This is a genomic window from Bradyrhizobium sp. 35 (assembly GCF_023073215.1).
Classification (GTDB): domain Bacteria; phylum Pseudomonadota; class Alphaproteobacteria; order Rhizobiales; family Xanthobacteraceae; genus Bradyrhizobium; species Bradyrhizobium canariense_D.
Genome location: NZ_JADPJC010000144.1, coordinates 14604 through 41352, shown reverse-complemented (window position 1 = coordinate 41352; position 26749 = coordinate 14604). Strand labels below are relative to the sequence as shown.

The following is a 26749-nucleotide window of genomic DNA, read 5'->3' as shown; positions in this document are numbered from 1 at the left end:
GGGCGACGACGAGAGGAGAGAGCGTAGTCTCCTCAATCCTTGCGAAACACGATCGAAGCCATCCATCCCGTCATCAGCGCCATCGCGGCGGTGACGAGGCCGTAGATCAGGCCGTTCTGCCGCGCGGTGGTGGCGACGAACTGCTCGAAGCCGACCTTGACGATCTCGAACGCGGTCTCGGTCTTGCCGATGAACGCGCCGTCGGCAAACAGCTTGATCTCCACCTCGTAAGTGCCGATCGGCACCTCCGCCGGCAGCGGAATGCCGGTGCGGAACAGCGTCGGCGTCAGGAATGTCACCGCGCTCGGATCCTCGCGGTAGAGACCGCGCTGGGTGCGCAGGCGGATGAAGGCGGAGCGGAACACGTCGTTAGGCACCACATCGGCATAGTCGCCGCTGACACGCTGGGTCAGCAGCACGTTGTTAAGCCCGATCTGCTGACGCCGCGCGATCTCGGGCGAGGTGATGACATCGAAGGAGCGGTTGGCAAATAGCGCGAGATAGCTCGGCACCTCCAGGAACTGGCGGTAGTCGGTGTTGATCCAGATCCCGAAGGTGCGCTCCTTGCGCCGCGTCACCATCTCGGCGCGCGGGCCCATCACGGTGACGACGAGATCGTAGCTCTTGCGATCGGCGGGCGTGGAGGCGTCCTTCTCGACCGAGCCGAACAGCACCAGCTCCTCGCCGGAATAATTCGGCGTCACCGTGACGCGATGGTTGGAGACCGACACGATCAGCCGCTCGGCGCGTGCGACGGAGCCGAGCAGCAGAACGAGCAGGACCGCGAGAGCTGTGCGCATCATCCGTTCACCCCCAGCTCGCGGATGGTGAAGAGGTCTTCGGGCCGGATCACCAGCTCGATGGCGAAGCGAACGCCGACCGAGAGGATCAAGAGGCCGAGCAGCAGCCGCAGCTGCTCGCCGCGGATCTTCTGACCGGCGCGTGCGCCGAACTGCGCGCCGGTGACACCGCCGACCATCAGGATCAGCGCCAGCACCGCGTCGACGAGGTGATTGGTCACCGCATGCAGCAGGGTCGCAAACAGCATCGTGACCAGCGTCAGGACCATCGAGGTGCCGATCACCGTCGAGGTCGGCACCCGCAGCAGATAGATCATGATCGGCACCAGGATGAAGCCGCCGCCGATGCCCATGATGGCGCCGATGAAGCCGATCAGGACGCCGATGATCACGACCGGAATGACCGAGAGGTATATCTTGGAACGCTTGAACCGCATCTTCAGCGGCAGGCCATGGATCCAGTTGTGGGTGCGTCGTGGCGGCACCGCGCCGCGCCGGGTCCGCATTAGGGCGCGCAGGCCTTCGGAGAACATCAGGCTGCCGACGGTGGTGAGCAGCACGACGTAGGACAGTGCGATCATCAGATCGAGCTGGCCGAGCGCACGCAGCTGCGTGAAGGTCCACACGCCCAGCGCCGTCCCGGTCACGCCGCCGCATAACAGCACGCTTGCCAGCGCCGGGTCGATCGCGCGTCGCCGCCAATAGGCGAGCGCGCCGGAAAAGGACGAGGCGGCGATGTGGCTCGCGACGGAGGCGACCGCGACCGCCGGCGTGATGCCGATGAAGATCAGAAGCGGCGTCATCAGGAAGCCGCCGCCGATCCCGAACATGCCGGAGACGAAGCCGACCGCCGCGCCCATCGCTAGCACGAGGAAGACATTGACCGGAAGATCGGCGATCGGGAGATAGAGCTGCATCGAGAGACCACGCTTCCCGCGAGACGGATCGATTGCGCGGAATGCTCGCAGGAGGGCAGAACGATTGCCGCGCCCTTCAATAGCGGAATTCGGTGGCCGGCGGGACCAGGAATTTCAGGCGTGGTGAATGGGCTAAGAGAGATCAGATCACGGCTCGCAGCGAACCGAGCATTCCGCCACCTTCTCCGCCGTCATGCCCCGGCTTGACCGGGGCATCCACTATGGCGCAGCTTCTCCGTATCCAACCGACGCCTCTGGAATACTGGGTCGCCCGGTCAAGCCGGGCGACGACAAGAGGAGAAAGCGTACTAAACCGATTAATGCACAGCCGAGGCCGCGCGCTTGGCGGCAACCGGCTTCGGCGCAGGCTTCGCGTTGGCCTGCGGGGCGCTGTCCCAGCCGCCGTTCGGGGCCGCAACATTGACGGCGTCGTCGGGCTGCGGTTCGGCGCTGAAGGTCTGGATCGCGAGCTTGGCGGCGGCGAGCGATTGCGGGTCGAGCCGCTTGGCGACGTCGTCGCGCTTGCCGGCCGCGTCCGCATCGCCCTGGGCGGCGGCGAGCGTGAACCATTTATAGGACTCGGCGAGGTTCTGCTCGACCCCGATGCCGCGGGCATAGAGGATGCCGAGGTTGAACTGGCTGTCGGCGACGCCGCGGTCGGCGGCCTTCCGGAACCACAGTGCCGCGCTCTTGTAATTGGCTCCGCGTCCGCCGCCATCGGCGTCGAGCACCGCGAGATTGTGCATCGCCTTGGCGTTGCCGCGCTCGGCCGCCTGCGTGTAGTAGCGGCGGGCGATGTCGGCGTCCTTCTTCACGCCAAGACCCTTTTCGTAGAGTGTCCCGAGGCGGAAGGTTGCGGGCACGACGCCGGCCTGCGCCGCACGGTCGTACCATTTGGCGGCTTCGTCGTAATTCGCGGCCACGCCCTTGCCCTCGGCAAAGCGCACGCCGATCTCGTAGGCCGCGGTCGCATCGCCCTTCATCGCGGCGGTGCGCAAGCCGGGGCCACCGATGCCGTCAGGCAGCTTTTCGGTCGGCGGCACCTGGATCATCGCGAGTTTCGCGCGGCTCGTGCCCGACAGCGCGCCGGTGACGTCGCTCGACGCCGCAGGCGGGGTTGGCGCCGCGGTTTGCGGGATTTCGACCGAAGCGGTGCCGCTCGGGCTCGTCACGGACCCCGGCGCGGCATTGTTCTGCGACTGCTTTCCGATCGGCGTCGGCGAGGTCATCGAGGGCGTGACCTGCTCTGGCGCGGCGGGCTTGTTCTCAATGGACGGCAGGGCTCGCGGCGCGGGCTCGCTCGACGTATTCTCCATCGCCTGCGGCGCTGGCGACGAGCTGCTGCCATCGAGCAGGTTCATCGCCATCTTGAAGGTGCCGAGCACGATCACGACCACGCTCGCGCCGACCAGCAGCGAGCGGATCTTCGAGGTGATGGTCGACCCGCCTTCCTGGCCCTTGTCCTTGGCGCGACCGGCAGACGCCTTGGCGGCCCGGCCGGTTTTCTCGGGTGGCTGCGCGGCGGCGGCTTGCGCTGCGCGGCGCGCGGCAGCGATGAAGCTCGACGACGACACCGGCTCCTTGGGCGCGGCCGGGATTTCGCTGATTGCGCTTTCGGACGCAGCGATGCGCTCGGACGGCGTGGCGATGCGTGCACCCGGCCTTGTGCCCGGCTCGAGCGGATGATCCGGCGGCAGTTCGGGCGCAAGCGCGGCGCGCGTGGGCGCGGTATGCGGCTCCAGGATTTCGCTGATCGCGCGTGGCGGAACCGGCGGTGCCATCGGCATCGGCGGCGGCGCCGCCGGCGCGGCGGCTTGGAATTCGCGCGGCGCGGCGGCGAAGGCGGCGTGCGCCGCCTGCGCGGCGGCTGGATTGGGCAGCTCGGGCTTCGGATCGTATTTCGGGTGCTGCTGTTGCTGCGGCCGCGGCTCGTGCGCCATCGGCGCGGGCGCCATGGGAGCGGCCATCGGCATCGGCATCGGCTGCGCCGCAGGGGCGGGCGGCGCGGTGCGCACATTGCGAAGATCGCCCTCGATCATCGAGAGACGATCGACGACGTGGCCAAGGGCGTTGTGGACGGCCTCCAGCGAATCCTGGGTGGTCCGGTTGGTCTCGGCCTGGCTGAAGCGGATGTCGGAGAGCTCGCGCTTGACGAGATCGACCATGCCGGAATCGGCGGGCGGCGCGGAGTTGCGGCTCTCGGCCAGCGCGGAATAGGTCGCCTGCTGCCGCTCCAGGTGGCGCAGGATGTCGTGCAGCCCGTCCTCGACGCGGCTGAAATTGCCGTTGCGCGGATCGGAGGCGGCCTCGAGCCGCTCCAGCAGATACGAGACCCGCTGTTCAAGATGAGCGAAGGTCGAAGCCGAGTCGTTGCCGACCTGCATGCGATCGAAACGGTCAGACAGGGCGCGGATCGCGCTTTCGAGCTGCTCGCTGCTCTCGGATGGTTGAGGGCGCTCGCGCGTTTCCAGAGCGGCGGTGAGCGCCGCGATGCGCTGTTCCAGCACCGCAAAACTGTCGCCTTGGCCGGACGCACGGGTGACCTGGTCGACCTTGGACGACAGCAGCTGCACGTCGTCCGAGAGCCGTGCCAGCGCTTCGTTGGAGGCAACGTTGGAGACGATGCCACGCAGCGCCGAGATCGCGCCTTCGAGCTGGCGGACCGTCGACGGATCGTCATTGGCGCGCAGGATCAGATCGAGCTTGGCGCCGAGATTGCGGATCGCCTCGTCATAGCCGGTGAGCTGCTCGGCCGGCGTCAGCGTGCGGAGCACCTGCTTGATCTCGGACAGCGCGTGCTCGATGCCGGACAGGACCTGACCGTCGGTGCCGTTGGAGCGGGTCTCGTCGATGCGCCGATGCAGCGAGCGGATCTCGTTCTCGATCGATTCGATCGCGCGGCGCGGCATCGCCTCGGTGATGGCGTTGCGGATCTCCGCAAGCTCGCTGCGGAACGTGTTGATCGCCTGCTCGGTATTGTCAGGGCGCTGCAGCGATTCGATCTGGCTCGTGATCTTGAGCAGATGGCGCTCAAGCGCAGAGAAATCCGGCCCCGGCTGGGGTGGCGGCGGAGCATAGGCAGGCGCGGGCGGCGCCATCGGGGGCGCGTAAGGAGCTGCCGCGGGCGCGATCGGCGGCGCGGCGCGCGGCGGCATCTGCCTGGGCGTAAAGCCGTCGAGCTCGCTCTGCCGTGCGGTGATCTCGGCCACCGCGACGTCGAACGAAGCGGGGCTCAGGGGCGGTGAGTTGCGATAGACCTGTGCTGCCGCGCGCTCGACCGCATCGGCCTGGCGCTGGCGCGTTTCAACGGGGGCCTGTCGTGGTGCCGGAGCCTGCTGCGGCTTTGAGATTTGCGACAGCCTTGCATCGAGCCGCGAGATCGCGTCGTTGAGCTGGCGCGCAACGCCCTGCTCGCGCGAAACGTCTTGTCGCGGAGTATCTTGTCGCGAAGAATCTTGCCGCGGCGCGGGCTTTGAAATCCGCTCGATCTGCTGGGTGATGGCGTCGAGCCGCTGGTGGATGTCGGCAACTTCGCGGCTTTCCTGGCTCGGTACTTGAGTCGGTACCTGGCTCGGGACGTTCTGGGCTTGCGGACGCTGGTCGTAAAGTCCGCGAAAGTTTGGCGGGGCGGTCTCGCCGAGCGTGGAGTTCAGCCAATCGTTGAGTGACATGCCGGCGCGACGCGCAGCAGCTTCGGCCCGCTCCCGGACGGATGGATCGATGCCGTCAACACTCCACGATACGCGCGAATTCATGACTCTGTCCGGTTCCGACTCCGGCGCCCCATCCGGCGCCTCCAGTCTTCCCTCGCGTGCCGGTTGCAAAGACAATCGGATTTGGCGCGGGTCGTCTGCCTCGAAAACCGACTTTTGTCTGTTACGGTAAATAACGGGTTAAGGAACCCGTTGACGGTGTCTTAAAGTTGGGCGGCGGGGTGCGACACCCACCGCTGTCATGCCCCGCGAAAGCGGGGCATCCAGTACCCGCAGCCTCTCGATTCCAGCCGCGCAGCCTCTGGAATACTGGATCGCCCGCCCCCGTGCGCAATTGCGCACAAGGCGGGCGATGACAGCGGAATAATACGCAACGGCACGTCATGGCGTCTGGCCAGCCCCTCAGCCCTTGCCCTCGCGCTTGCCATCCTCCAGCGGCACCACGGTGCCGCTTGCGCTCATCGCCGACAGGGCCTCGAGCGCCTCTTCGCAGAAATCGGCCACCATCTGCTCGTGCCGGGCGCCGAGCTGAAGCAGCAGCAGGTTACCGAGGTCGAGCACGCCGGACGCCGCCCCTTCCGGGAAGCGCTTCTTCAGGATGCGCTCGTAGTTCTCGTGGCGATCGCGGTGGTGCTCGAGCCGGGCCATCAGGTCGGTGCGCATGGGCTCGAGGCCGATGCTGTCGAGCGCATGCAACCGCACCAGGAGATCGTCCTTGATGGAAGGGGGCGTGCTTGGCCGCGCGGCCCAGTGCCGCAGCGCTGTTCGGCCCTCCGGAGTCAGCGTATAGATCAGTTTATTGGGTTTGCCGGTTTGCACGACCTCGCGGCCCTGGATGTAGCCGCGGTCGCGCAGCTTGGAGAGCTCGCGGTAGATCTGCTGGTGGTCGGCCTTCCAGAAGAAGCCGATCGAGGAATCGAATGTCTTGGCGAGCTCGTAGCCCGTCATCGGACGTTCCGTCAGGCAAGCGAGGATTGCGTCGCCCAAAGCCATGACCCGGTCCTCCTGTTGTCGATCTTAACCAATTGGCTTGACTTTATGCGCATCGGCGCATATGCGTCAATGTGCATATGAGGCGACCCGATAACGAGGGCAAAAACCGCCCCGAAAACCCCAATGGAGTCAACCTTCGCGCTACTGTGCATGGGGTTGTTTTCGCGTTTTTTGCCCGAGCCTTTTAGGGAGGCACCTGAATGACCGGCCTCGAGTCCTGGTACGGCTACATGAAGTCGCATGACCGGGCAGCGCTCTGGGACCTGCTCCATCCCGACGCCGTCTTCGAAAGCCCTGTCGTGCACGCGCCGCAGCGCGGCCGCGACATCACCTTCAAATATCTGGCCAGCGCTGAGAAGGTGCTTGGCGGTCCCGGCTTCAGCTATGTCGGTGAATGGAAGAGTGAGAGCGGCGCCGTGCTCGAATTCAAGACCATGATCGACGGCATCGAGATCAACGGCGTCGACATCATCAGCTTCGACGGCGAGGGGCGCATCACGCATTTCAAGGTGATGGTGCGGCCGCTGAAGGCGATCAACATGCTGCATCGCCTGATGGCGGAACAGCTTGCCGCCACTCAATCCTAAGCCAATACCGTCACTTCAAGGCCTGCCGGGAGACCACCATGCCGATCTACAAAGCCCCCGTCGAAGACGTGAACTTCCTGCTCAACGACGTCTTCCAGATCGACCGCTACGACAATCTGGCCGGCTTCTCCGACGCGTCGAGCGACGTGCGCGAAGCCATTCTCGGCGAAGCTGCCAAGCTCGCCGAAGAAGTGCTGCAGCCGCTCAATCGCGTGGGCGATCTCGAAGGCTGCAAGCGCGCCGATGACGGTAGCGTCACCACGCCGACGGGATTCAAGGAGGCGTTCAAGCAGGTCGCCGAGGGCGGCTGGCTCGGCCTGTCGGCACCAACCGAGTTCGGCGGCCAGGGTCTGCCGGTGACGCTGAGCCAGGCGGTCAACGAATTCCAGATCTCCGCCAACATGGCGTTCTCGATGTATGGCGGCCTCACCATGGGCGCGACCGCGGCGCTGATCGTCCACGGCACGCCGGAGCAGAAGCAGACCTACGTGCCGAAGATGGTGGCGGGCGAGTGGACCGGCACCATGAACCTGACCGAGCCGCATTGCGGCACCGATCTCGGCATGCTCCGCACCAAGGCGGTGCGGCAGGCCGACGGCAGCTTCAAGATCACGGGCACCAAGATCTTCATCTCGGCCGGCGAGCATGACCTCGCGCCCAACATCATCCACCTCGTGCTTGCCCGCATTGAGGGCGCGCCCGCCGGCATCAAGGGCGTGTCGCTGTTCGTGGTGCCGAAATTCCTGGTCAATGCCGATGGTTCGGTCGGCGCACGCAACGGCGTGGTCTGCGGCTCGATCGAGCACAAGATGGGCATTCACGGCAATTCCACCTGCGTGATGAACTACGACAACGCCACCGGCTGGCTGATCGGCGAAGAGAACAAGGGCATGCAGGGCATGTTCGTGATGATGAACGAGGCCCGCCTCGGCGTCGCCGTGCAGGGTCTCGCGCAGTCGGAAGTGGCCTATCAGAACGCGGTCGCCTATGCGCGGGATCGCATCCAGGGCCGTTCGCTCACCGGTGCCAAGGCGCCGGACAAGCCGGCCGATCCGATCATCGTCCATCCCGACGTGCGCCGCACGCTGCTGTCGATCCGCGCCTTCAACGAGGCCGCGCGCGCCTTCGTGATGTGGACCGCGCTGAAGAGCGACGTCGCCCATCGCTCCGAGGATCCCAAGGACCGCCAGGCCGCCGATGATCACATGGGCCTGATGACGCCGGTGCTGAAGGGCTTTCTCACCGATTACGGCTTCGCCAACGCGGTGCAGGCGCAGCAGATGTATGGCGGCCACGGCTATATCGCCGAGCAGGGCATGGAGCAGTTCGTGCGCGATGCCCGCATCGCCATGATCTACGAAGGCGCCAACGGCATCCAGGCGCTCGACCTCGTCGGCCGCAAGCTGCCGCGCGACGGCGGCCGCGCCATCATGGCGTTCTTCGGCGAGGTCATGGCCTTCGCCAAGGAGAACGGCGGCGACGAGGCGATGAAGCCCTACATCACTCCGCTCTCGGCCTCGCTCGGCCATCTCCAGCAGGCCACCACCTGGCTGATGCAGAACGCGATGGCCAAGCCCGACAATGCCGGTGCCGCCGCAACCGATTACCTCAATCTCTTCGGCTTCGTCGCGCTCGGCTATATGTGGGCGAAGATGGCGAGGGTGACGCAAGCCAAGATTGCCGAGAGCGGTGCGACGCCCTATCTCTCGACCAAGCTCGTCACCGGCCGTTTTTTCATGGAGCGGATGCTGCCGGAGACCGCCGCCAATCTCGCGCGCATCCAGGCCGGCTGCGCCACCATCATGGAACTGCCGGCGGAAGCGTTCTGAAGCCGCTTTCGCTGCGACCGGATCACGACCACAAGATCATCACATCAGGAGGGCGTCATGCCTGAGGCATTCATCTACGACCACGTCCGCACCCCGCGCGGCCGCGGCAAGGCGGACGGCGCGCTGCACGAAGTCACCGCGCTCGCGCTCGCGACCGTGCCGCTCAAGGCGCTGAAGGACCGCAACAACCTCCCCGAAGATTCCGTCGATGACGTCATTCTCGGCGTGGTCGATCCGGTCGGCGAAGCCGGCTCCGACATCGCGCGCTTTGCCGCGCTGAAGGCGGGCCTCGGCGAAGCGGTGCCGGGCGTCCAGATCAGCCGCTTCTGCGCCTCCGGCCTCGATGCCGTGAATTTTGCCGCAGCCCAGGTGATGAGCGGCCAGCACGAGCTCGTGATCGGCGGCGGCGCCGAATCGATGAGCCGCGTCGGCATCGGCGCTTCCGGCGGCGCCTGGCCGATGGACCCCTCGATGGCAGTGCCGGCCTATTTCATGCCGCAGGGTGTCTCGGCCGATCTGATCGCGACCAAATACGGCTTCTCGCGTGACGACGTCGACGCCTATGCGGTGCAGAGCCAGCAGCGTGCGGCGAAGTCCTGGGAAGAAGGCCGCTTTGACAAGTCGGTCGTCCCGGTGAAGGACATCAACGGCCTCACCATCCTCGCCAAGGACGAGCATATGCGTCCTTCGACGACGATGCAGTCGCTGGCGCAGCTGCAGCCGGCGTTCACGATGATGGCGCAGATGGGCGGCTTCGATGGCGTCGCGGTGCAGTCGCATCCGGAAATCGAACGCGTCAATTACGTGCACCACGCCGGCAATTCGTCGGGCATTGTCGATGGTGCCGGCGCCGTTTTGCTCGGCAGCAAGGAAGCCGGCGGCAAGTACGGACTGAAGCCGCGTGCAAGGATCCGCGCATTCGCCAATATCGGCTCGGAGCCCGCGATGATGCTGACCGGTCCGGTTGATGTCACCGAAAAGCTGTTCGCGCGCTCGGGCATGAAGAAGTCGGACATCGACCTGTTCGAGCTCAACGAGGCCTTCGCCTCGGTTGTGCTGCGCTACATCCAGGCCTTCGACATCGACAACGCCAAGATCAACGTCAATGGCGGTGCGATCGCGCTCGGCCATCCGCTCGGCGCGACCGGTGCCATGATCCTCGGGACGGTGCTCGACGAGCTCGAGCGCACCAACAAGGCGACCGCACTGGTGACGCTGTGCATCGGCGGCGGCATGGGCACCGCGACCATCATCGAACGCGTCTAAGGGCAGGGAGCAACCAGCATGGCTTACAAGAACTTCAAGGTTGAGACCGATTCCGACGGCATCGCGCTCGTGACCTGGGACATCCCGGGCCGTTCGATGAACGTGCTCGACGAGACATCGACCAGCGAGCTCGACGCGATCGTCAAGGCGACCACGGCCGACGCCGTGGTGAAGGGGGTCGTCATCACCTCCGCCAAGGAGGCGTTCTGCGCGGGTGCCGATCTTTCCATGCTCGAGGGCATGAATCAGGCCTACGCAAAAGTGTTTGGGGAGCAGGGCGAGACGGCCGCGAACCAGATGCTGTTCGAGCAGAGCCGGCGCTTCTCGCAGGTGCTGCGCTCGATCGAAACCTCCGGCAAGCCGTGGGCGGCGGCGATCAACGGCCTCGCGCTCGGCGGCGGTTTCGAGATTACGCTGTGCTGCCACTATCGCGTGGCGGCGGAGAATCCCAAGACCCGCCTCGGTCTGCCCGAGGTCAAGGTCGGCCTGTTCCCGGGCGCCGGCGGCACGCAGCGCGTGCCGCGCCTGGTGCCGCCGCAGGACGCGATGACGATCCTGCTCAAGGGCGATCCGGTCACGATCGAGAAAGCCAAGGCGCTGAATCTGATCCACGCCATCGTTCCCGCCGCCGACCTCGTCAAGGCGGCAAAGGACTGGATCAAGGGCGGCGGCAAGGCTGTTGCGCCCTGGGACGAGAAGGGCTTCAAGCTGCCGGGCGGTCCGGTGTTCTCCAAGGCCGGCATGATGATGTTCCCGGCCGGCAACGCGATCTATCGCCGCGAGACCTACGACAATTATCCGGCCGCACGCGCGATCATGAGCTGCGTCTACGAGGGCCTGCAGCTGCCGATCGACGCCGCGCTCCGTGTCGAGTCGCGCTACTTCACCTCGGTGCTGCGCTCGAAGGAAGCGGCTGCGATGATCCGCAGCCTGTTCCTGTCGATGCAGGAGCTCAACAAGGGCGCGCGCCGTCCGAAGGATGTGCCGCCGACCAAGGTGAAGAAGATCGCCGTGATCGGCGCCGGCTTCATGGGCGCGAGCGTCGGCTATGTCTCAGCCCGTGCCGGTCTCGACGTCGTCCTGATCGATCGCGACCAGGAGAGCGCCGACAAGGGCAAGGCGCATGCGCAAAAGGTGATCGAGGAGCAGATCAAGAAGGGCCGCGCCAAGCCCGGCGACGCAGAAGCGCTGCTCGCGCGCATCACGGCGACCGCGGACTATTCCGCGCTCAAGGACGTCGATCTCGTCATCGAGGCCGTGTTCGAGGACCGCAAGGTCAAGGCTGATACCTTTGCCAAGGCGCAGGAGCACATGAAGCCGGACGTGATCTTCGCGTCCAACACCTCGACGCTTCCGATCACCTCGCTGGCGGAATCCTTCAAGGACCAAGGCAGGTTCGTCGGCATCCACTTCTTCTCGCCGGTCGAGAAGATGATGCTGGTCGAGATCATCCAGGGCAAGAACACCGGCGATCTCGCGATCGCGACCGCGCTCGACTACGTCCGGCAGATCGGCAAGACGCCGATCGTCGTCAACGACTCCAGAGGCTTCTTCGCCAATCGCTGCGTCGGCCGCTACGTCGCCGAGGGCAACGAGATGTTCCTCGAGGGCGTGCCGCCGGCGATGATCGAGAACTGCGCCAAGATGGCCGGCATGCCGGTCGGCCCGCTCTCGCTGTCGGACGAGGTCGCGCTCGACCTCGGGCTCAAGATCATGAAGGCGACGGAAGCCGATCTCGGCCCCAACGCCATCAATCCCGATCAGAAGAAGCTGATGGTGGAAATGGTCGAGAAGCAGGGCCGTCTGGGCCGCAAGAACAGCAAGGGCTTCTACGACTACCCCGAGAAGGGCAAGGGACAGAAGAGCCTGTGGCCCGGCTTGTCCGCGCTGCAGCCCAAGCAGCTCGACCCAGATACCCTCGACGTCGAGGAGTTGAAGCAGCGCTTCCTGGTAGTGCAGGCGGTGGAGGCCGCGCGCACCGTTGAGGACCACGTCATCACCGATCCGCGCGAAGCGGATGTCGGCTCGATCCTCGGCTTCGGCTTTGCGCCGTTCACCGGTGGCACGCTGTCCTACATCGACTTCATGGGTCCCAAGAAGTTCGTCGAACTCTGCCACAAGCTGGAGGCGAAATACGGATCGCGCTTCACCCCGCCGAAATTGCTCGAAGAGATGGCGGCGAAGGGCGAGACCTTCTACGGCCGCTTCGCGCCAAAGAAGGCGGCGGCGTGATTCTCTGAACCGTAGCCGGGATGAAAAATACGAAAGGCCGGATTCTCGATCCGGCCTTTCGCATGTGTGCCTCAGGCAGCCTGGATCAGCCCTTCCTTCTTCATCGCTTCCTGCACCTGCGGCCGCGCCGCGACGCGGGTCTTGTACGCGGCAAGGTTCGGCATCGCCGAGAGGTCGAACTTCATCCGGTCGCCCCAGGTCAGCATCGTGAAGAGATAACCGTCGGCCACCGTGAACTGCTTGCCCATGAGGTAGTCGCGGCCGGCGAGCTGGCTGTCGATGTATTTCAGCTTGCCCATGACGCGGTCCTTGAAGAAGGCCTTGGCCTCGTCGTTCAGCGTCGGCGCGAACATCGGGCCGAAGCTCTTGTGGACCTCCGAGGTGAGGAAGTTCAGCCATTCGAGCAGCTTGTAGCGCTCGGCGCTGCCGTGGGCCGGCGCCAGCGCCTTGGCTGAGGCCTGATCGGCGATCATCTGGACAATCACCGGGCCTTCGGTCACGATCTCTCCGCTATCGAGGCCCAGCGCAGGGACCTGGCCCTTGGGGTTCAGCTTCAGATAATCCTCACCGTTTTCGAGCTTCTTGGCCCGAATATCGACCTTGACCAGTTCATAGGGCAGGCCGGCTTCCAGGAGCGCGATATGGGGGGACAGCGAGCACGCACCGGGCGAATAGTACAATTTCATGGAATTTCCTCCTCTTGTTGCTTGGTTCAGGCGAAAGAACGACTACATGCATCTGCTTGAAATAGTCAAGATTGATGCAGGTGCATCGAATAGGGTAAGAGACGGGCGACGAGCTTGAGCGGGACCATGAAACGCAAACCATCGACCGAGGCGACTTCCGCCTGGATCCGCTTGATGCGGGTGCAGAGCCGTGTGCTCAATTGCGTCGAGCAGGACCTGAAGAAGGCCGGCTTCCCGCCGCTCGCATGGTATGACGCGCTGCTCGAACTGTCACGGGCGCCCTCGGGCGAGCTCCGGCCGGTCGAACTCGAACGGCAGATGCTGATCCCGCAATATTCGACATCGCGGCTGATCGACCGCCTGGTCGACGAAGGCCTCGCCTCGCGGCGTGAATGCAAGATCGACAAGCGCGGCCAGTTCGTGGAGATCACGGAAGCCGGCCGCGAATTGCAGAAGCGGATGTGGGGCGCCTATTCGGCCGCGATCGAGAAATATGTCGGTTCGAAGCTATCCGATGCGGATGCCGTGAAGCTCAGCGGTCTGCTCGACCGTCTGGGCTGCTCGTGCGGCGAGATGAAACTGCCGCCTGCCCACGTCAACGAAACCACGCCGTTGCGATGATCGCGCGGCAAACCAGCTCGTCCGTGCAGCCGGTGGCTGCGCGGACCATCCCTGTCACCCACGCGCGTTCGATCGAAGCGCTTTTGATTAGAGTCTGATATGGCGCGAGACCAGATCGATATGACGCCGCTGCAATCGCGCGACGAACTCGTCGCGTGGTTCGAGGCTGGTTGCAAGGACCCGTCCGAATTCCGCATGGGCACCGAGCACGAGAAGACGCCGTTCACGCTCGAAGGCCACCGTCCGGTGCCCTACGAGGGCGCGCGCGGTATCGGCGCGCTGCTCGAAGGCATGAAACTCCTGCTCGGCTGGGAGCCGATCATGGAGAAGGGCAACATCATCGGCCTCTACGACGTCACTGGCGGCGGCGCGATCTCGCTCGAGCCTGGCGGGCAGTTCGAACTCTCGGGTGCCCCCGTCGAGAACGTGCACCAGACCCAGAGTGAGCTGATGGCGCATCTGGCGCAGGTGCGCGAGATCGCAACGCCGCTCGGCATCGGCTTCCTCGGCCTCGGCATGACGCCGTCCTGGTCGCGCGCCGACATCCCGGTGATGCCCAAGGGCCGCTACAAGATCATGACCAATTACATGCCGAAGGTCGGCCAGTACGGCCTCGACATGATGTACCGGACCTGCACGGTACAGACCAATCTCGACTTCTCCTCCGAAGCGGACATGGTCAAGAAGCTGCGTGTCTCGCTCGCGCTCCAGCCGGCCGCAACCGCCTTGTTCGCCAATTCGCCGTTTACCGAGGGCAAGCCAAACGGCTTTCTCTCCTTCCGGTCCGAGATCTGGCGCGACACCGACAACGCGCGCGCCGGCATGATGCCGTGGGCATTCGAGGACGGCATGGGCTTCGAGCGCTATGTCGACTACGCGCTCGACGTGCCCATGTATTTCGTCAAGCGCGACGAGGACTACATCGACGTCTCGGGCTCCTCGTTCCGCGCCTTCTTCGATGGCCGCAACAACAATTTGCCCGGGGAACGCCCGACGCTGTCGGACTGGGCCAACCATCTTTCGACGATTTTCCCGGAGGTGCGGCTCAAGCGCTATCTCGAGATGCGCGGCTCCGACGGTGGCCCGTGGGGCCGTCTGCCGGCGCTATCGGCGTTCTGGGCCGGGTTGCTCTACGACGATGTGTCGCTGGATGCCGCCTGGGACCTCGTGAAGCACTGGACCGCGCATGAGCGTCAGGCGCTGCGCGACGACGTGCCACGCTTCGGGTTCAAGTCGCGAATCAAGGACCGCTATCTGTTCGAGATCGCCAAGGAGTGCCTCGTTCTGGCGCATGCCGGCTTGCGCCGGCGCGGCCGGATCGACCAGCTTGGCCGCGACGAGACCAGGCATCTGGAGCCGCTCGATCGCATTATCGATTCCGGCCGCACGCCGGCTGAGGAGATGCTCGACAAGTTCAACGGTCCCTGGAACCGCTCGGTGGAACCGGCCTACGCGGAATACGCGTTCTAGACCCAAGGCAAAACGATCGGACTCGGGCCGTTCATCGCCCGTACAGGTTTGCGGCGATCAAATGGCCAGCTGAAAAACCCGAGCGTCGTCAATAACTCGAAAGCTGTTCCGATGGGGAAGGGCCGCCTGGCCGTCATGGCAAGCGTCCTGGCAGGCGTCGTAGCCTGCGCCGCGTTGCTTTCGCTCGTGTTTGCGAGCTGGCCTGCGCGCGCCCAGACGGCGTTCGACCGGCCAGGCGGAGATTATTTCAGCTCTCCGGTCACGTCGGGCGATCCCGAGGATTGCGCGCTGCTGTGCGAGCGCGACCGCCGTTGCCGCTCGTGGAGCTTCAACTATCCTGACATCGAAGGCGGCTCGGCGGTGTGCTGGCTGAAGAACACGGTGCCTGCGCGCGTGCCGGGAAGCTGCTGCATCTCCGGCGTGCGCGGCGCCGGTGTGATCGAGCCGCGTGTCGAAGGCGTGGAGACCTCCATCGACCGCCCCGGCGGCGATTTGCGCAATTTCGAGATGAAGGACGGCGAAGGCGAAGAAGCCTGCAAGGCCGTCTGCACCGCCGACAACAAATGCCGCGCCTTCACCTATGCCCGCCCGGGCTACACGGGACGCGAAGCGCGCTGTTTCCTGAAAAAGGAGATCAAGCCGCCGCGGCGGAAGGCGGGATTCACGTCGGGCGTGGTGAGATAGCTCGGATCATTCCGGCGCAATCACCGTAAGCTCGGGCCACAACGCCCTCCATCTCGCGGCCTTTACCGCGTAATTCGCTGCGGAGAAATTCGGGCTTGGATTGGGGCGTGCAATCAAGCCCGCCACGTCATCGAAGCCGTGCGGCGCATAAACGTGGAAACCGTCGTCCGAGCGCCGCACGCCCACTTGCGTGTTCTGTGTGAGGAAACGGTCGATACCGTCAGTCGAGCACGACAGCGGCGGATAGGGCAGGCCGTGCTTGGCCGGGTACCACAGATGCACGCGCGCCTGGTTGCGGGTCTCGATCTTGACGCCGAGATGATCGAGGCGCGCTTGCAGCTTGCGGATCACGACGTCCTCCGCGTCCCAGGAGGTGTCAGGGTCGAAGTAGAAGACGTCGTAATCGGCAATGCCGTAATCGATCGCACGGCCGGTGAGCACGTTCCAAACCGATTGCACGAGACATCCCGAGACCAGCCACGCATCGGGCAGCGCGAGCTGGTGGAGCTCATCGAGAATCGCGACGTTAATCGGGTTCTTTAGCGCCAGCGCGAGGAAGCGGGCCTCATCCATGACAGTCGTCACGCGCTCACGCGTGCATCATAATCCGCTCGCGCCGCCTTCGAAGCCAGCGCGCGCCAACGCCGCCGCAGCAGCGACTCCACGATCGCGCGCTTTGCCTTGGACAGGCGGATCAGCACTATCGGATAATCGGCGTAGTGATCGGTGAAGTAGAAGATTTTTGGCTGGCTCTCGACCAGCATCGCGCGCTCGTCGACCGGGACGTCCGGCATCACCAGGCTGTCGCCATCTTCCTTCAGACGCGCCAGCATCTTCTTGCGCACCTTTAGTGCGGGCGTGCCGTAGGAGGTACCGTCCTCGACCTCCGGCCACGTCAGTGCGAATTTTCTGACGTCGTCGAAGGTCATGAGATCGGTTCAATGCACGGCGGTGAAAAACCGCGCCATGCGAAATCCGGACAGCCAGGTCCACACCGGCTGGCCCCGGATACCGAGATCCCAGGATCCGAGCACGGCGTCTGCGCGGCCGACCAGATTGTCGATCGGCAACATGCCGACGCCGCCGGAGCGCAAGGGCACGCGGCTGTCGGCGGAATTGTCGCGGTTGTCGCCGAGCACGAAGAGATGGCCTGCCGGCACCGTCACTTCCTGCGTGTTGTCGAGCGGACCGTTGTCACGCATCTTGAAGATCAGATGCGAGACGCCGTTCGGCAGCGTCTCGACATAGCGATAGGCGGGTTCGCTGCCGCCATTGTCGTCCTCGGCGGCACCAACGCCGTCCGGCTTCAACTCGGCGGGGCGATCGTTGACGAAGAGCTGGCCCTGGCGCAGCTGGATGCGGTCGCCGGGCAGGCCCACGACGCGCTTGACCCAGGCCTGCGAGCGGTCGCCGGGCCAGCGGAAGACCACGACGTCGCCCTGCTTCGGCGTTTCCGCGAAGACGCGGCCGCTCTCGGGCAGGTTGATCTGGATCGGCAGCGACGAGGTGCCGTAGCCGTAGGGGAATTTCGAGGCGATCAAGGCGTCGCCGATCAACAGCGTCGGCTCCATCGAGCCCGACGGCACGTAGAACGGCTCGGCCAGCGCACCCTTGGCGATGAACACCGCCGCGACGATGCCGGCGAGCTGCACCAGCTGGCCGCCCCAGCCGCTGCTCTTCCGCTTGGTGGTGACAGTTATCTTCTCGACGCTCATCCGCCTGTTCCACCCACCGTAATGCGTTCCATCAACAGCGACGGCTGGCCGACGCCGACCGGCACGCCCTGACCGTTCTTGCCGCAGGTGCCGATGCCGGTATCGAGCGCGAGGTCGTTGCCGATCATGCGGATGCGATGCAGGTCGGTCGGCCCGTTGCCGATCAGCATGGCGCCCTTCAGGGGCGCACCGATCTTGCCGTTCTCGATCTTGTAAGCCTCGGTGCACTGAAACACGTATTTGCCCGAGGTGATATCCACCTGGCCGCCGCCGAAATTCGCGGCGAAGACGCCGTTCTTCACCGACGCGAGGATCTCGGCCGGATCGCGGTCGCCCGCCAGCATGTAGGTGTTGGTCATGCGCGGCATCGGCACGTGGGCATAGCCCTGGCGGCGGCCGTTGCCGGTCGGCTTCATGTTCATCAGGCGGGCGTTCTGACGGTCCTGCATGTAGCCGACCAGGACGCCGTCCTCGATCAGCACGGTGCGGTTGGTCGGCGTTCCCTCATCGTCGATCGACAGCGAGCCGCGGCGCGAGGCAATCGTGCCGTCGTCGACCACGGTCACGCCCTTGGCCGCGACCTGCTGGCCCATCAGGCCGGCAAACGCGGACGTCTTCTTGCGGTTGAAGTCACCTTCGAGGCCATGGCCAACCGCCTCATGCAGCATCACGCCGGGCCAGCCGGCCCCGAGCACGACGTCCATCTCGCCGGCGGGGGCGGGAATCGATTCCAGGTTGACCAGAGCCTCACGCAACGCGCCGTCGGCGGCGTCGCGCCAGTTCTTGCTTTCGATGAATTCGGCGTAGCCGGCGCGGCCGCCATAGCCCTTGCTGCCGCTCTCCTGGCGGTCGCCCTGACCGGCGACGACGGAGACGTTGACGCGCACGAGCGGGCGGATGTCGCGATAGCTCTCGCCGTCGGGCCGCAGGATCTCGACCACCTGCCAGGTCGCGCCCAGGCTGACGCTGACCTGCCGCACCCGCGGATCCTTGTCGCGCAGATAAGCGTCGATCTCGGCGAGCAGTTTGACCTTGGTCTCGAAGCCGGGGGCATCGAGCGGATTGTCGTCACTATAAAGCCGCACGTTGGTATGCGCAGGAGGCGCGGCGAAGCTGCCGGAATAACCGCCGCGCACGGCCGCGACCGCGTCCGCAGCGCGAATCAGCGCCGGCAGCGACACGTCGGAGGAATGCGCGTAGCCGACGGCGTCGTCCTTGACGGCGCGCAGGCCAAAACCCTGCGAGGTATCGTAGGTCGCCTGCTTCAGCCGGCCATTGTCGAACATCAGCGCTTCGGTCTGGCTGTATTCCAGGAACAATTCGCCGTCGTCGGCACCGGCAAGCCCGCGCGCGAGCTCGTTGCGAACCTGATCGCGGTCGAGATTGGCGCGGTCGAGCAGGGAGGTTGTGGCAGGGTTGGTCATGCGTCCGTCCATTATCGGGGGATGTGAGGCAAGATAATGGTTTCCCGGCACTTCCGCGAGGGCGCCAAGTCTCACATTACGGAAACAATAGGATTCGCGGGCCTAACCGCCCTTCGCACTACGGCAGCTTGTCATAGCCCTCGCCGAGCCCGTTCAGGCTGAGCGGGAAGCCGATGCCTTCTTCCGGGGTCTCGAAGATGATGAAGGTCGCGGTCTTGGCAGTGCGGAGCTGGCCGAGCAGCTTGTCGTCCATGACGACCTCGGCGACGCAGCCATTGGGCAGGCAGCGGACAAAGCCGGCACGGCCTACGTCCTGGTTGTCGAGCTTGAGGCCGAGGCCGGAGGGCAGGAGAACGCCGAGGGGGGCGACCACCCGCATCAGGCGGCTCTTCTGGTCGGCGGTCTTGAGAACGATCACGGTCAGGCCGGCGTTGGAGCGGTCTTCGGCCACCACGCTCTGGATCAGGGCGCATTGCTCGGACTGGGCGCCCGGCGGGGTGTCGCAGCGGATCTGCCAGTCGCCATGGACGGAGCGCACCGCGCCCTGCGCATGGGCGAGGCCCGGAAGCGCCAGGACGACGACCGCCGCCAGCAGAGCGGCCAGCATCGTGAGGCTGCCAGCCTGGCTTTTAGCCCGCCTTGCCATGGATCTCGAAAACCCCATCGGGTCGGTCCCTCTGCTCGCCTGGGTCGCTCGCGTCAGGCGGACTGATACGGGAATGACGGCGTCTTGAAGGCGATTCGCAAGCAAATTCCACGCCGCCCCGGCCGCAATCGCCCGCACGAATCAGGTTCCTGTGCGGCTGTGCGCCAAGTGCCTACCGCGGGCAATTCCGCTGTCAAGCGGCAGCATCCCGGGAAATGGTATTTTTGTCTGATGTTACTAGGAAATATCTTGCGGGTGATGGCTGACAGACGAGGCTCAAGACTGCATTGCGATAGATCAAGAATTATGGTTTGAGAGGCTTGATTTCGGCGTTCTAGCGATCTGGCCCCAATTCCTCTTAGAGGTATTCTTGCGCGGCGGTTTGTCAGACGGGGGGATCGAATAAAGCGTTTCCCGAAAATAGGGGAATGCACTTGGGGTGATTTCGTTAGGGGAGCGCGAACGGCATGAAGATGTCGATGGGCCCGGTGGGCCGGCACTTGCTGGGATTGGCCGTGGCGGGTCTGACGCTGGCGACGGGCGGTGCGGCATTTGCCGAGCTGGGGCAGCCGGCTGCGTGGGAGTGGACGCTTCAGCAGTCCGGGTCCCCGGTGATGGACAACATCGTCTGGTTCCATAATTTCCTGTTCGTGCTGATCACGCTGATCACGCTGTTCGTTCTGGCGCTGCTCGTGATCGTTGTCGTGAAGTTCAACGCGAGAGCCAATCCGGTGCCGTCGCGGACCACGCACAACACGCTGATCGAGGTGGCGTGGACGCTCGTGCCGGTGTTGATCCTGGTCGGCATTTCGGTGCCGTCGTTCCGCCTCCTGTTCCTCGAGCTCGACGTGCCGAAGGCGGATCTGACCATCAAGGCGACCGGCAAGCAGTGGTACTGGTCCTACGCCTATCCTGATAACGGCAAGTTCGAGTTCGACTCGCTGATGGCCCAGGACAAGCAGCCCCGTCTGCTGGGCGTCGACAATGAGATGGTGGTGCCCGTCAACAAGGTGGTTCGGGTTCAGGTGACCGGGGCCGACGTGATTCATGCCTTTGCGCTGCCGGCCTTCGGCGTCAAGATCGACGCCATTCCGGGCCGGCTCAACGAAACCTGGTTCAAGGCCACCAAGACCGGCATGTTCTACGGCCAGTGCTCGGAATTGTGCGGCAAGGACCACGCCTTCATGCCGATCGCGATCCGTGTGGTGAGCGACCAGGAGTTCGCCTCCTGGGTCGAGACCGCGAAGAAGAAATATGCGAGCGGCGGCACCAGCACCTACGCCTCCACGGCCGGCCCGACGCAGTGAGCGCCGGGCGCAGGGTTCGAGGAAACTGAAAGCGACATAAGGCGGGACCTCCAGAGGTCCGATCGGGACGCAAGGCAGGATTAGAAAATGGCAACGAGCGCAGCGGCACACGGCGATCACGCGCAAGACCACGGACATGACGAGCACGCCCATCCGACCGGATGGCGGCGCTACGTCTATTCGACCAACCACAAGGACATCGGCACGATGTACCTGATCTTCGCGGTCATCGCCGGCGTCATCGGCGCCGCGATGTCGATCGCGATCCGTGCCGAGCTGATGTATCCGGGCGTGCAGATCTTCCACGAGACGCACACCTACAATGTGTTCGTGACCTCCCATGGTCTGATCATGATCTTCTTCATGGTCATGCCCGCGATGATTGGCGGCTTCGGCAACTGGTTCGTGCCGCTCATGATCGGCGCGCCCGACATGGCGTTCCCGCGCATGAACAACATCTCGTTCTGGCTGCTGCCGGCCTCGTTCGCGCTGTTGCTGATGTCGACCTTCGTCGAGGGCGAGCCGGGCGCCAACGGCGTCGGCGCCGGCTGGACCATGTACGCGCCGCTGTCGAGCTCGGGCCATCCGGGCCCGGCGGTGGACTTCGCGATCCTGTCGCTGCATCTGGCGGGCGCTTCCTCGATCCTGGGCGCCATCAATTTCATCACCACGATCTTCAACATGCGCGCGCCGGGCATGACCCTGCACAAGATGCCGCTGTTTGTGTGGTCGATCCTGGTGACGGTGTTCCTGCTGCTGTTGTCGCTGCCGGTGCTCGCCGGTGCGATCACGATGCTGCTCACTGACCGCAATTTCGGCACGACGTTCTTCAATCCGGAAGGCGGCGGCGATCCCGTGCTGTTCCAGCATCTGTTCTGGTTCTTCGGTCACCCCGAAGTGTACATCCTGATCCTGCCCGCCTTCGGCATGGTCAGCCAGATCGTCTCGACCTTCTCGCGCAAGCCCGTGTTCGGCTATCTCGGCATGGCCTACGCCATGGTCGCGATCGGCGGCATCGGCTTCGTGGTGTGGGCGCACCACATGTACACGGTCGGCATGTCCTCGGCGACGCAGGCCTATTTCGTCGCCGCCACGATGGTCATCGCGGTCCCGACCGGCGTGAAGATCTTCTCGTGGATCGCCACGATGTGGGGCGGCTCGATCGAGTTCCGCGCGCCGATGATCTGGGCGGTGGGATTCATCTTCCTGTTCACCGTCGGCGGCGTCACCGGCGTGGTGCTGGCGAATGCCGGCGTCGACCGCGTGCTCCAGGAGACCTACTACGTGGTCGCGCACTTCCACTACGTGCTGTCGCTCGGTGCGGTGTTCGGAATCTTCGCCGGCTGGTACTACTGGTTCCCGAAGATGTCCGGCTACATGTACAATGAAGGGCTCGCCAAGGCGCACTTCTGGGTCACCTTCATCGGCGTGAACCTGGTGTTCTTCCCGCAGCACTTCCTCGGTCTGTCGGGCATGCCTCGCCGCTATGTCGATTATCCCGACGCGTTCGCGGGCTGGAACCTGGTCTCGTCGGTCGGCTCCTATATCTCCGGCTTCGGCGTGCTGATCTTCCTCTACTGCGTGATCGACGCCTTCGCGAAGAAGGTGCCGGCTGGCGACAATCCGTGGGGTGCAGGTGCGACCACGCTGGAATGGACGCTGCCCTCGCCGCCGCCCTTCCACCAGTTCGAAGTGCTGCCCCGCGTGCAGTAAGCCAATGCTCGCGGCGCCCGTGACGGGCGCCGCGGCTCGACAACCAAGCGAGTCAGTCTAGTGTCCGTCCTCGACCACAACGCCATCGACATCAATCCCCGCATCTCCGAAGCGGAGGTTGGCGATTACATCGCGCTCCTGAAGCCGCGGGTGATGTCGCTGGTGATCTTCACCGCGCTGGTCGGAATGGCGATGGCGCCCGGGCATTTCCACCCGGTGCTGGCCATCACCTCGCTGCTCTGCATCGCGGTCGGCGCCGGCGCGTCCGGCGCGCTCAACATGGCGCTCGAAGGCGACATCGATGCCAAGATGTCGCGCACGGCGAACCGGCCGATTCCGCGCGGCCGCATCACCCGTCCCGAGGCGATGACCTTCGGCATGACGCTCGCCTTCTTCTCGGTGATGACGCTCGGCATCCTGGTCAACTGGATCGCGGGCGCGCTGCTCGCCTTCACCATCTTCTTCTACGTCGTGATCTACACAATCGGCCTGAAGCGCTGGACCGCGCAGAACATCGTGATCGGCGGTGCCGCCGGCGCACTGCCGCCGGTGGTGGCCTGGGCCGCGGTCACAGGCACGGTCGACGTCGAGCCGCTACTGCTGTTCGCCATCATCTTCTTCTGGACGCCGCCGCACTTCTGGGCGCTGGCGCTGTTCCGCTCCGACGATTACGCGCGCGCCGGCATTCCGATGCTGCCCAACGTCGCCGGCCCCGACGCGACCCGGCTTCAGATCCTGCTCTACACCATCGTGCTGATCGCGGTCGCGGCCGCGCCCTGGGCGCTCGGCTACTTCGACGCCATCTACGGCATCGTCTCGCTGATCCTCGGCGCCGGCATGCTGGGGTTCGCCATCAACGTCTATGTCCGTCGCGAGCGCAGCCAATCGCTGCGGGCGACCCGCAAGCTGTTCGCGTTCTCCATCCTTTATCTGTTCGCGCTGTTTGCGACCTTGCTGGCCGAGGTCGTGTTCCGGGCGCTTGCGCCGATGGTAGGGGGCGCATGATCACAGGGATGGCCGACAAACCCGAGATAGACGGAATCGTCCTCACCGAGGCGCAGAAGAAGAGCCGTCGTCAGCGCTCGATCGCGATCGCACTCGCGCTCGGCGTGCTCGTAGTGCTGTTCTTCGCCGTGACCATGGTCAAGGGGCCGGCCGTGCTCGTCCGGCCGATGTAGGAAACATGGATCAGAAGCCGACCATATCGCGGGATCAGAGCCGGACGGCCACCAAGGGGCGCAGGCCTGCCAGGGGGCTTGGCCGCGACGTGGTGGTCGCCTCGATCTGCGGCGGCGTGGTCGCGCTGATGGTCGGCGCCTCCTACGCGGCGGTGCCGTTCTACAATTGGTTCTGCCGCGCCACCGGCTTCAACGGCACGACCCAGGTCGCGACCTCGGCGCCGGCCAGCGGCCCGATCGCACGCAAGATCGCGGTGCGCTTCGATTCCAACGTCGCGCCCGGCCTGCCCTGGAAGTTCGAGCCCGAGCAGAGCGAGATCGAGGTCAATATCGGCCAGGTCGTGACCGTCTTCTACACGGTGACCAACCAGGCCGCGCGGACCACCGCAGGCCAGGCCGCCTACAATGTCGCGCCGCTGACGGTCGGATCCTATTTCCAGAAGATCAACTGCTTCTGCTTCACCGAGCAGACCATGGCGCCGGGCGAGAAGCGCGAGATGCCGGTCGTATTCTATGTCGATCCGTCGATTGCCGACGACCACGAGAACGACGGTCTCAACACGATCACGCTGTCCTACACGTTCTATCCGGTGAAGGATCCGGTGGTGAAGCCGCTCGCGGCCAGCGAAGACGACAAACGCAAGGGAAATCTCTGATCTCCGGACTCACGCGCCGGGGTTGGAATAAGGGGATAAGTGCCTGACAGGCACGGGATTGAGGAGCGAGACCGCAAATGGCAACGGCGCACACCAAGCATCACGACTACCATCTGGTCGATCCCTCGCCATGGCCCGTCGTCGGCTCCATCTCCGCCTTCATCATGGCGGTCGGCGCGATCACCTGGATGCACCACATGTTCTCGGCTGCGCCGATCATCTTCGGTGTCGGCACCGTCGGTGTGCTCTACACCATGGCGAGCTGGTGGGGCGACGTGATCAGGGAAGCCCAGTACAAGGGCGACCACACCCGCGTCGTGCAGCTGCATCACCGCTACGGCATGATCCTGTTCATCGCCTCGGAGGTGATGTTCTTCGTCGCCTGGTTCTGGGCCTATTTCAACGCGGCGCTATTCCCGGCCGACGCCGTCCACGCTACCCGCGATGCGGTGTTCGGCTGTGGTCTCGGGACCGCGGCCGGCGCCTGCACCGTGCCGGGCACCTGGCCGCCGCACGGCATCGAGACCTTCGATCCCTGGCATCTGCCGCTCCTGAACACGCTGATCCTGCTCACCTCCGGCACCACGGTGACCTGGGCCCACCATGCGCTGCTCGAGAACGATCGCCAGGGCCTGAAATATGGCCTGATCCTCACCGTCGTGCTCGGCGCGCTCTTCACCTGCGTGCAGGCCTATGAGTACAGCCACGCGGCATTCTCCTTCGGCGGCAACGTCTACGGCGCGACCTTCTTCATGGCGACCGGCTTCCACGGTTTCCATGTGCTGGTCGGCACCATCTTCCTGCTGGTGTGCCTGTTCCGCGCCTATGCCGGCCACTTCACGCCGACCCAGCATCTCGGTTTCGAGTTCGCCGCCTGGTACTGGCATTTCGTCGACGTGGTCTGGCTGTTCCTGTTCCTCTGCATCTATGTCTGGGGACACGGCGCCGAGACCATGGCTCACGGCGCGCACTGAGCGGGCTGGCTTCGGATCGAGAAAGGGCGGCCCCGGGCCGCCCTTTTGCTTTTTTGCGCGCAGGGGTTTCGGCAGAAACTGTGATAGACCTTTTGCCATGAACGAAGCCGCCGATACGTCCGAGCCGCAAGCCACCGTCCTGCAAAGCGCGCTGCGCGGGCTTGCCTGCAAATGCCCGCGCTGCGGCCAGGGCAAGCTCTATGCAGGCTTCCTGACGCTTGCGCCTTGCTGCGAGCGTTGCGGCCTCGACTACGCCTTCATCGATTCCGGTGACGGTCCGGCGATCTTCATCATCATGCTGGCCGGCGCGATCGTCGTCGGCTGCGCGCTCGTCATCGAGGTCAAGTACCAGCCGCCGTACTGGCTGCACGCGGTGCTGTGGCTGCCGCTGATCCTTGCGACTACCCTGCTGCCGTTGCGCGCGATGAAGTCGCTGCTGATCGCACTGCAATTCCACCATAAGGCGGCGCCGGGCCGGCTGGTCGACCGCGCGAAATGAACGAGACCGCGCGCAAGCCCCGCGTGGCCGGCTTCGCGCTGTTTACGCTTTTCCTGACCGCGGTCTGCGTCACGCTCGGCGTCTGGCAATTGCAGCGCCGCATCGCCAAGCACGAGCTGATCGCCGCACTGACCGAGCGCCTCGCGGAGGCACCGGTCACTCTGCCGCCGCCGGCACGATGGGCCGCGCTAAGTCCCGCGCGCGATGAATTCCGCCGTGTCAGCTTTACCGCGACCTACGCGCCGTTGCCCGATGCGATGGTCTATTCCTCCGGATCCGCCGTGCGTAAGGACGCGTCGGGCCCCGGCACCTGGGCCTTCCTGCCGGCGCGGCTGCCGAGCGGCGAGACGGTGGTGATCGATGCGGGCTTCGTCGAAAACACCATGCAGGATCGCAGCGTCGAGGATCGCGCGGTCAGGAAGCTCGTCACCGGGCAGGCGGTCTCGTTCACCGGCTATCTGCGCTTCCCCGAGGCACCGGGCTGGCTGACCCCGGCGGAGAACCGCGGCAAGCGGCTGTGGTTCGTGCGCGATCACGTGGCGATCGCGAGCGCGCTGGGCTGGGGCGCGGTTGCGCCGTTCTATGTCGACCTCGAGCAGCCGGCGCCCGAGAATGGCATTCCGCGGCCGGGGCCGCTCGACGTCCATCTCAAGGACGATCACCTGCAATACGCCATCACCTGGTTCACCCTTGCAGGCGCCGTGCTCATCGCCTTCGCCGTGTGGGCAAGAGGGCGGCGGCGGGGCTGAGCTCCGTAGATCCACTTAGGGAACCCGGTATCGCCCGGGGTTTACCATTCAGCGCACATTCACGAGTGTGGTCCTAAGCCGCCAGTAATT

General features: G+C 64.9%; 25 protein-coding genes. 15 read left to right on the top strand and 10 right to left on the bottom strand.

The features are described from left to right. Nucleotides 1-32: 32 nt before the first annotated feature. The 4 genes from IVB36_RS28950 to IVB36_RS28935 all read right to left on the bottom strand — a co-directional run bounded on the left by IVB36_RS28950 (nucleotide 33) and on the right by IVB36_RS28935 (nucleotide 6423). Nucleotides 33-803, bottom strand: a complete 771-nt coding sequence (locus tag IVB36_RS28950) for a TIGR02186 family protein (protein ID WP_018460023.1) — start codon at nucleotides 801-803, stop codon at nucleotides 33-35. Beyond that, nucleotides 800-1717, bottom strand: a complete 918-nt coding sequence (locus IVB36_RS28945) for a sulfite exporter TauE/SafE family protein (protein WP_018460022.1) — start codon at nucleotides 1715-1717, stop codon at nucleotides 800-802. Before IVB36_RS28945 ends, IVB36_RS28950 begins: the two co-directional genes overlap by 4 nt. A 317-nt stretch (nucleotides 1718-2034) precedes the next feature. After that, on the bottom strand, nucleotides 2035-5472 hold the full coding sequence (locus IVB36_RS28940) for a tetratricopeptide repeat protein (RefSeq protein WP_247364182.1): 3438 nt from the start codon (nucleotides 5470-5472) through the stop codon (nucleotides 2035-2037). Between the two features lie 360 nt (nucleotides 5473-5832). Continuing rightward, nucleotides 5833-6423, bottom strand: coding sequence for a PadR family transcriptional regulator (locus tag IVB36_RS28935; RefSeq protein WP_018460020.1), 591 nt, complete (start codon nucleotides 6421-6423; stop codon nucleotides 5833-5835). Between the two features lie 200 nt (nucleotides 6424-6623). On the opposite strand from IVB36_RS28935, the gene IVB36_RS28930 reads away from it, so the two are divergent. The 4 genes from IVB36_RS28930 to IVB36_RS28915 are packed head-to-tail and all read left to right on the top strand — an operon-like array spanning nucleotide 6624 to nucleotide 12337. Beyond that, the gene (locus IVB36_RS28930) at nucleotides 6624-7010 is read left to right on the top strand and encodes a nuclear transport factor 2 family protein (protein ID WP_018460019.1); all 387 of its coding nucleotides are present in this window, start codon (nucleotides 6624-6626) and stop codon (nucleotides 7008-7010) included. A 38-nt stretch (nucleotides 7011-7048) separates the two neighbouring features. Beyond that, the gene (locus IVB36_RS28925; protein WP_247393982.1) at nucleotides 7049-8839 is read left to right on the top strand and encodes an acyl-CoA dehydrogenase C-terminal domain-containing protein; all 1791 of its coding nucleotides are present in this window, start codon (nucleotides 7049-7051) and stop codon (nucleotides 8837-8839) included. A 57-nt stretch (nucleotides 8840-8896) separates the two neighbouring features. Then, on the top strand, nucleotides 8897-10105 hold the full coding sequence (locus IVB36_RS28920) for an acetyl-CoA C-acetyltransferase (protein WP_018460017.1): 1209 nt from the start codon (nucleotides 8897-8899) through the stop codon (nucleotides 10103-10105). Between the two features lie 18 nt (nucleotides 10106-10123). Then, the gene (locus tag IVB36_RS28915) at nucleotides 10124-12337 is read left to right on the top strand and encodes an FAD-dependent oxidoreductase (protein WP_085351979.1); all 2214 of its coding nucleotides are present in this window, start codon (nucleotides 10124-10126) and stop codon (nucleotides 12335-12337) included. A gap of 71 nt (nucleotides 12338-12408) precedes the next feature. Here the strand turns inward: IVB36_RS28915 and gstA are convergent, their stop codons facing one another. Then, nucleotides 12409-13023 (bottom strand): glutathione transferase GstA, encoded by a 615-nt coding sequence (gstA, locus tag IVB36_RS28910; protein WP_018460015.1) that lies wholly within the window; start codon nucleotides 13021-13023, stop codon nucleotides 12409-12411. A 126-nt stretch (nucleotides 13024-13149) separates the two neighbouring features. Here gstA and IVB36_RS28905 point away from each other — a divergent pair, with 126 nt between their 5' ends. The 3 genes from IVB36_RS28905 to IVB36_RS28895 all read left to right on the top strand — a co-directional run bounded on the left by IVB36_RS28905 (nucleotide 13150) and on the right by IVB36_RS28895 (nucleotide 15798). Next, entirely contained in the window at nucleotides 13150-13644 is a 495-nt protein-coding gene (locus IVB36_RS28905) for a MarR family winged helix-turn-helix transcriptional regulator (RefSeq protein ID WP_007599417.1), read from the top strand. 99 nt (nucleotides 13645-13743) lie between these two features. Continuing rightward, the gene (locus tag IVB36_RS28900) at nucleotides 13744-15114 is read left to right on the top strand and encodes a glutamate--cysteine ligase (protein WP_018460014.1); all 1371 of its coding nucleotides are present in this window, start codon (nucleotides 13744-13746) and stop codon (nucleotides 15112-15114) included. A gap of 111 nt (nucleotides 15115-15225) precedes the next feature. Further along, the gene (locus IVB36_RS28895) at nucleotides 15226-15798 is read left to right on the top strand and encodes a PAN domain-containing protein (protein ID WP_018460013.1); all 573 of its coding nucleotides are present in this window, start codon (nucleotides 15226-15228) and stop codon (nucleotides 15796-15798) included. Between the two features lie 6 nt (nucleotides 15799-15804). Here the strand turns inward: IVB36_RS28895 and IVB36_RS28890 are convergent, their stop codons facing one another. The 5 genes from IVB36_RS28890 to IVB36_RS28870 all read right to left on the bottom strand — a co-directional run bounded on the left by IVB36_RS28890 (nucleotide 15805) and on the right by IVB36_RS28870 (nucleotide 19601). Beyond that, on the bottom strand, nucleotides 15805-16371 hold the full coding sequence (locus IVB36_RS28890; RefSeq protein ID WP_018460012.1) for a nucleotidyltransferase family protein: 567 nt from the start codon (nucleotides 16369-16371) through the stop codon (nucleotides 15805-15807). An 8-nt stretch (nucleotides 16372-16379) separates the two neighbouring features. Next, a complete protein-coding gene (locus IVB36_RS28885; protein WP_018460011.1) occupies nucleotides 16380-16727 on the bottom strand; it encodes an MmcQ/YjbR family DNA-binding protein in 348 nt (115 codons plus the stop codon). A gap of 9 nt (nucleotides 16728-16736) precedes the next feature. Continuing rightward, a complete protein-coding gene (gene lepB, locus IVB36_RS28880) occupies nucleotides 16737-17513 on the bottom strand; it encodes a signal peptidase I (RefSeq protein WP_018460010.1) in 777 nt (258 codons plus the stop codon). Beyond that, nucleotides 17510-18937 carry a metalloprotease TldD gene (gene tldD / locus IVB36_RS28875; protein WP_026233924.1) on the bottom strand — a complete coding sequence of 476 codons (1428 nt, stop codon included), beginning with the start codon at nucleotides 18935-18937 and terminating at the stop codon, nucleotides 17510-17512. The genes lepB and tldD overlap by 4 nt, the downstream gene beginning before the upstream one ends. A gap of 118 nt (nucleotides 18938-19055) precedes the next feature. Next, entirely contained in the window at nucleotides 19056-19601 is a 546-nt protein-coding gene (locus IVB36_RS28870; RefSeq protein WP_026233923.1) for an invasion associated locus B family protein, read from the bottom strand. Between the two features lie 449 nt (nucleotides 19602-20050). On the opposite strand from IVB36_RS28870, the gene coxB reads away from it, so the two are divergent. The 8 genes from coxB to IVB36_RS28830 all read left to right on the top strand — a co-directional run bounded on the left by coxB (nucleotide 20051) and on the right by IVB36_RS28830 (nucleotide 26659). After that, a complete protein-coding gene (coxB, locus tag IVB36_RS28865; RefSeq protein WP_018460007.1) occupies nucleotides 20051-20890 on the top strand; it encodes a cytochrome c oxidase subunit II in 840 nt (279 codons plus the stop codon). A gap of 87 nt (nucleotides 20891-20977) precedes the next feature. Continuing rightward, the gene (gene ctaD, locus IVB36_RS28860; RefSeq protein WP_007605061.1) at nucleotides 20978-22603 is read left to right on the top strand and encodes a cytochrome c oxidase subunit I; all 1626 of its coding nucleotides are present in this window, start codon (nucleotides 20978-20980) and stop codon (nucleotides 22601-22603) included. Nucleotides 22604-22663: 60 nt separating this feature from the next. Next, nucleotides 22664-23608, top strand: a complete 945-nt coding sequence (locus IVB36_RS28855; protein ID WP_018460006.1) for a heme o synthase — start codon at nucleotides 22664-22666, stop codon at nucleotides 23606-23608. Next, complete coding sequence (locus IVB36_RS28850; protein ID WP_026233922.1) at nucleotides 23605-23781, top strand: hypothetical protein; 177 nt, start codon at nucleotides 23605-23607, stop codon at nucleotides 23779-23781. The genes IVB36_RS28855 and IVB36_RS28850 overlap by 4 nt, the downstream gene beginning before the upstream one ends. A gap of 5 nt (nucleotides 23782-23786) precedes the next feature. Further along, entirely contained in the window at nucleotides 23787-24437 is a 651-nt protein-coding gene (locus tag IVB36_RS28845) for a cytochrome c oxidase assembly protein (RefSeq protein ID WP_018460004.1), read from the top strand. Between the two features lie 77 nt (nucleotides 24438-24514). Then, nucleotides 24515-25411, top strand: a complete 897-nt coding sequence (locus IVB36_RS28840) for a cytochrome c oxidase subunit 3 (RefSeq protein ID WP_018460003.1) — start codon at nucleotides 24515-24517, stop codon at nucleotides 25409-25411. 97 nt (nucleotides 25412-25508) lie between these two features. Next, on the top strand, nucleotides 25509-25910 hold the full coding sequence (locus IVB36_RS28835; RefSeq protein WP_018460002.1) for a DUF983 domain-containing protein: 402 nt from the start codon (nucleotides 25509-25511) through the stop codon (nucleotides 25908-25910). Further along, entirely contained in the window at nucleotides 25907-26659 is a 753-nt protein-coding gene (locus IVB36_RS28830; protein ID WP_018460001.1) for an SURF1 family protein, read from the top strand. The genes IVB36_RS28835 and IVB36_RS28830 overlap by 4 nt, the downstream gene beginning before the upstream one ends. Nucleotides 26660-26749 lie beyond the last annotated feature (90 nt).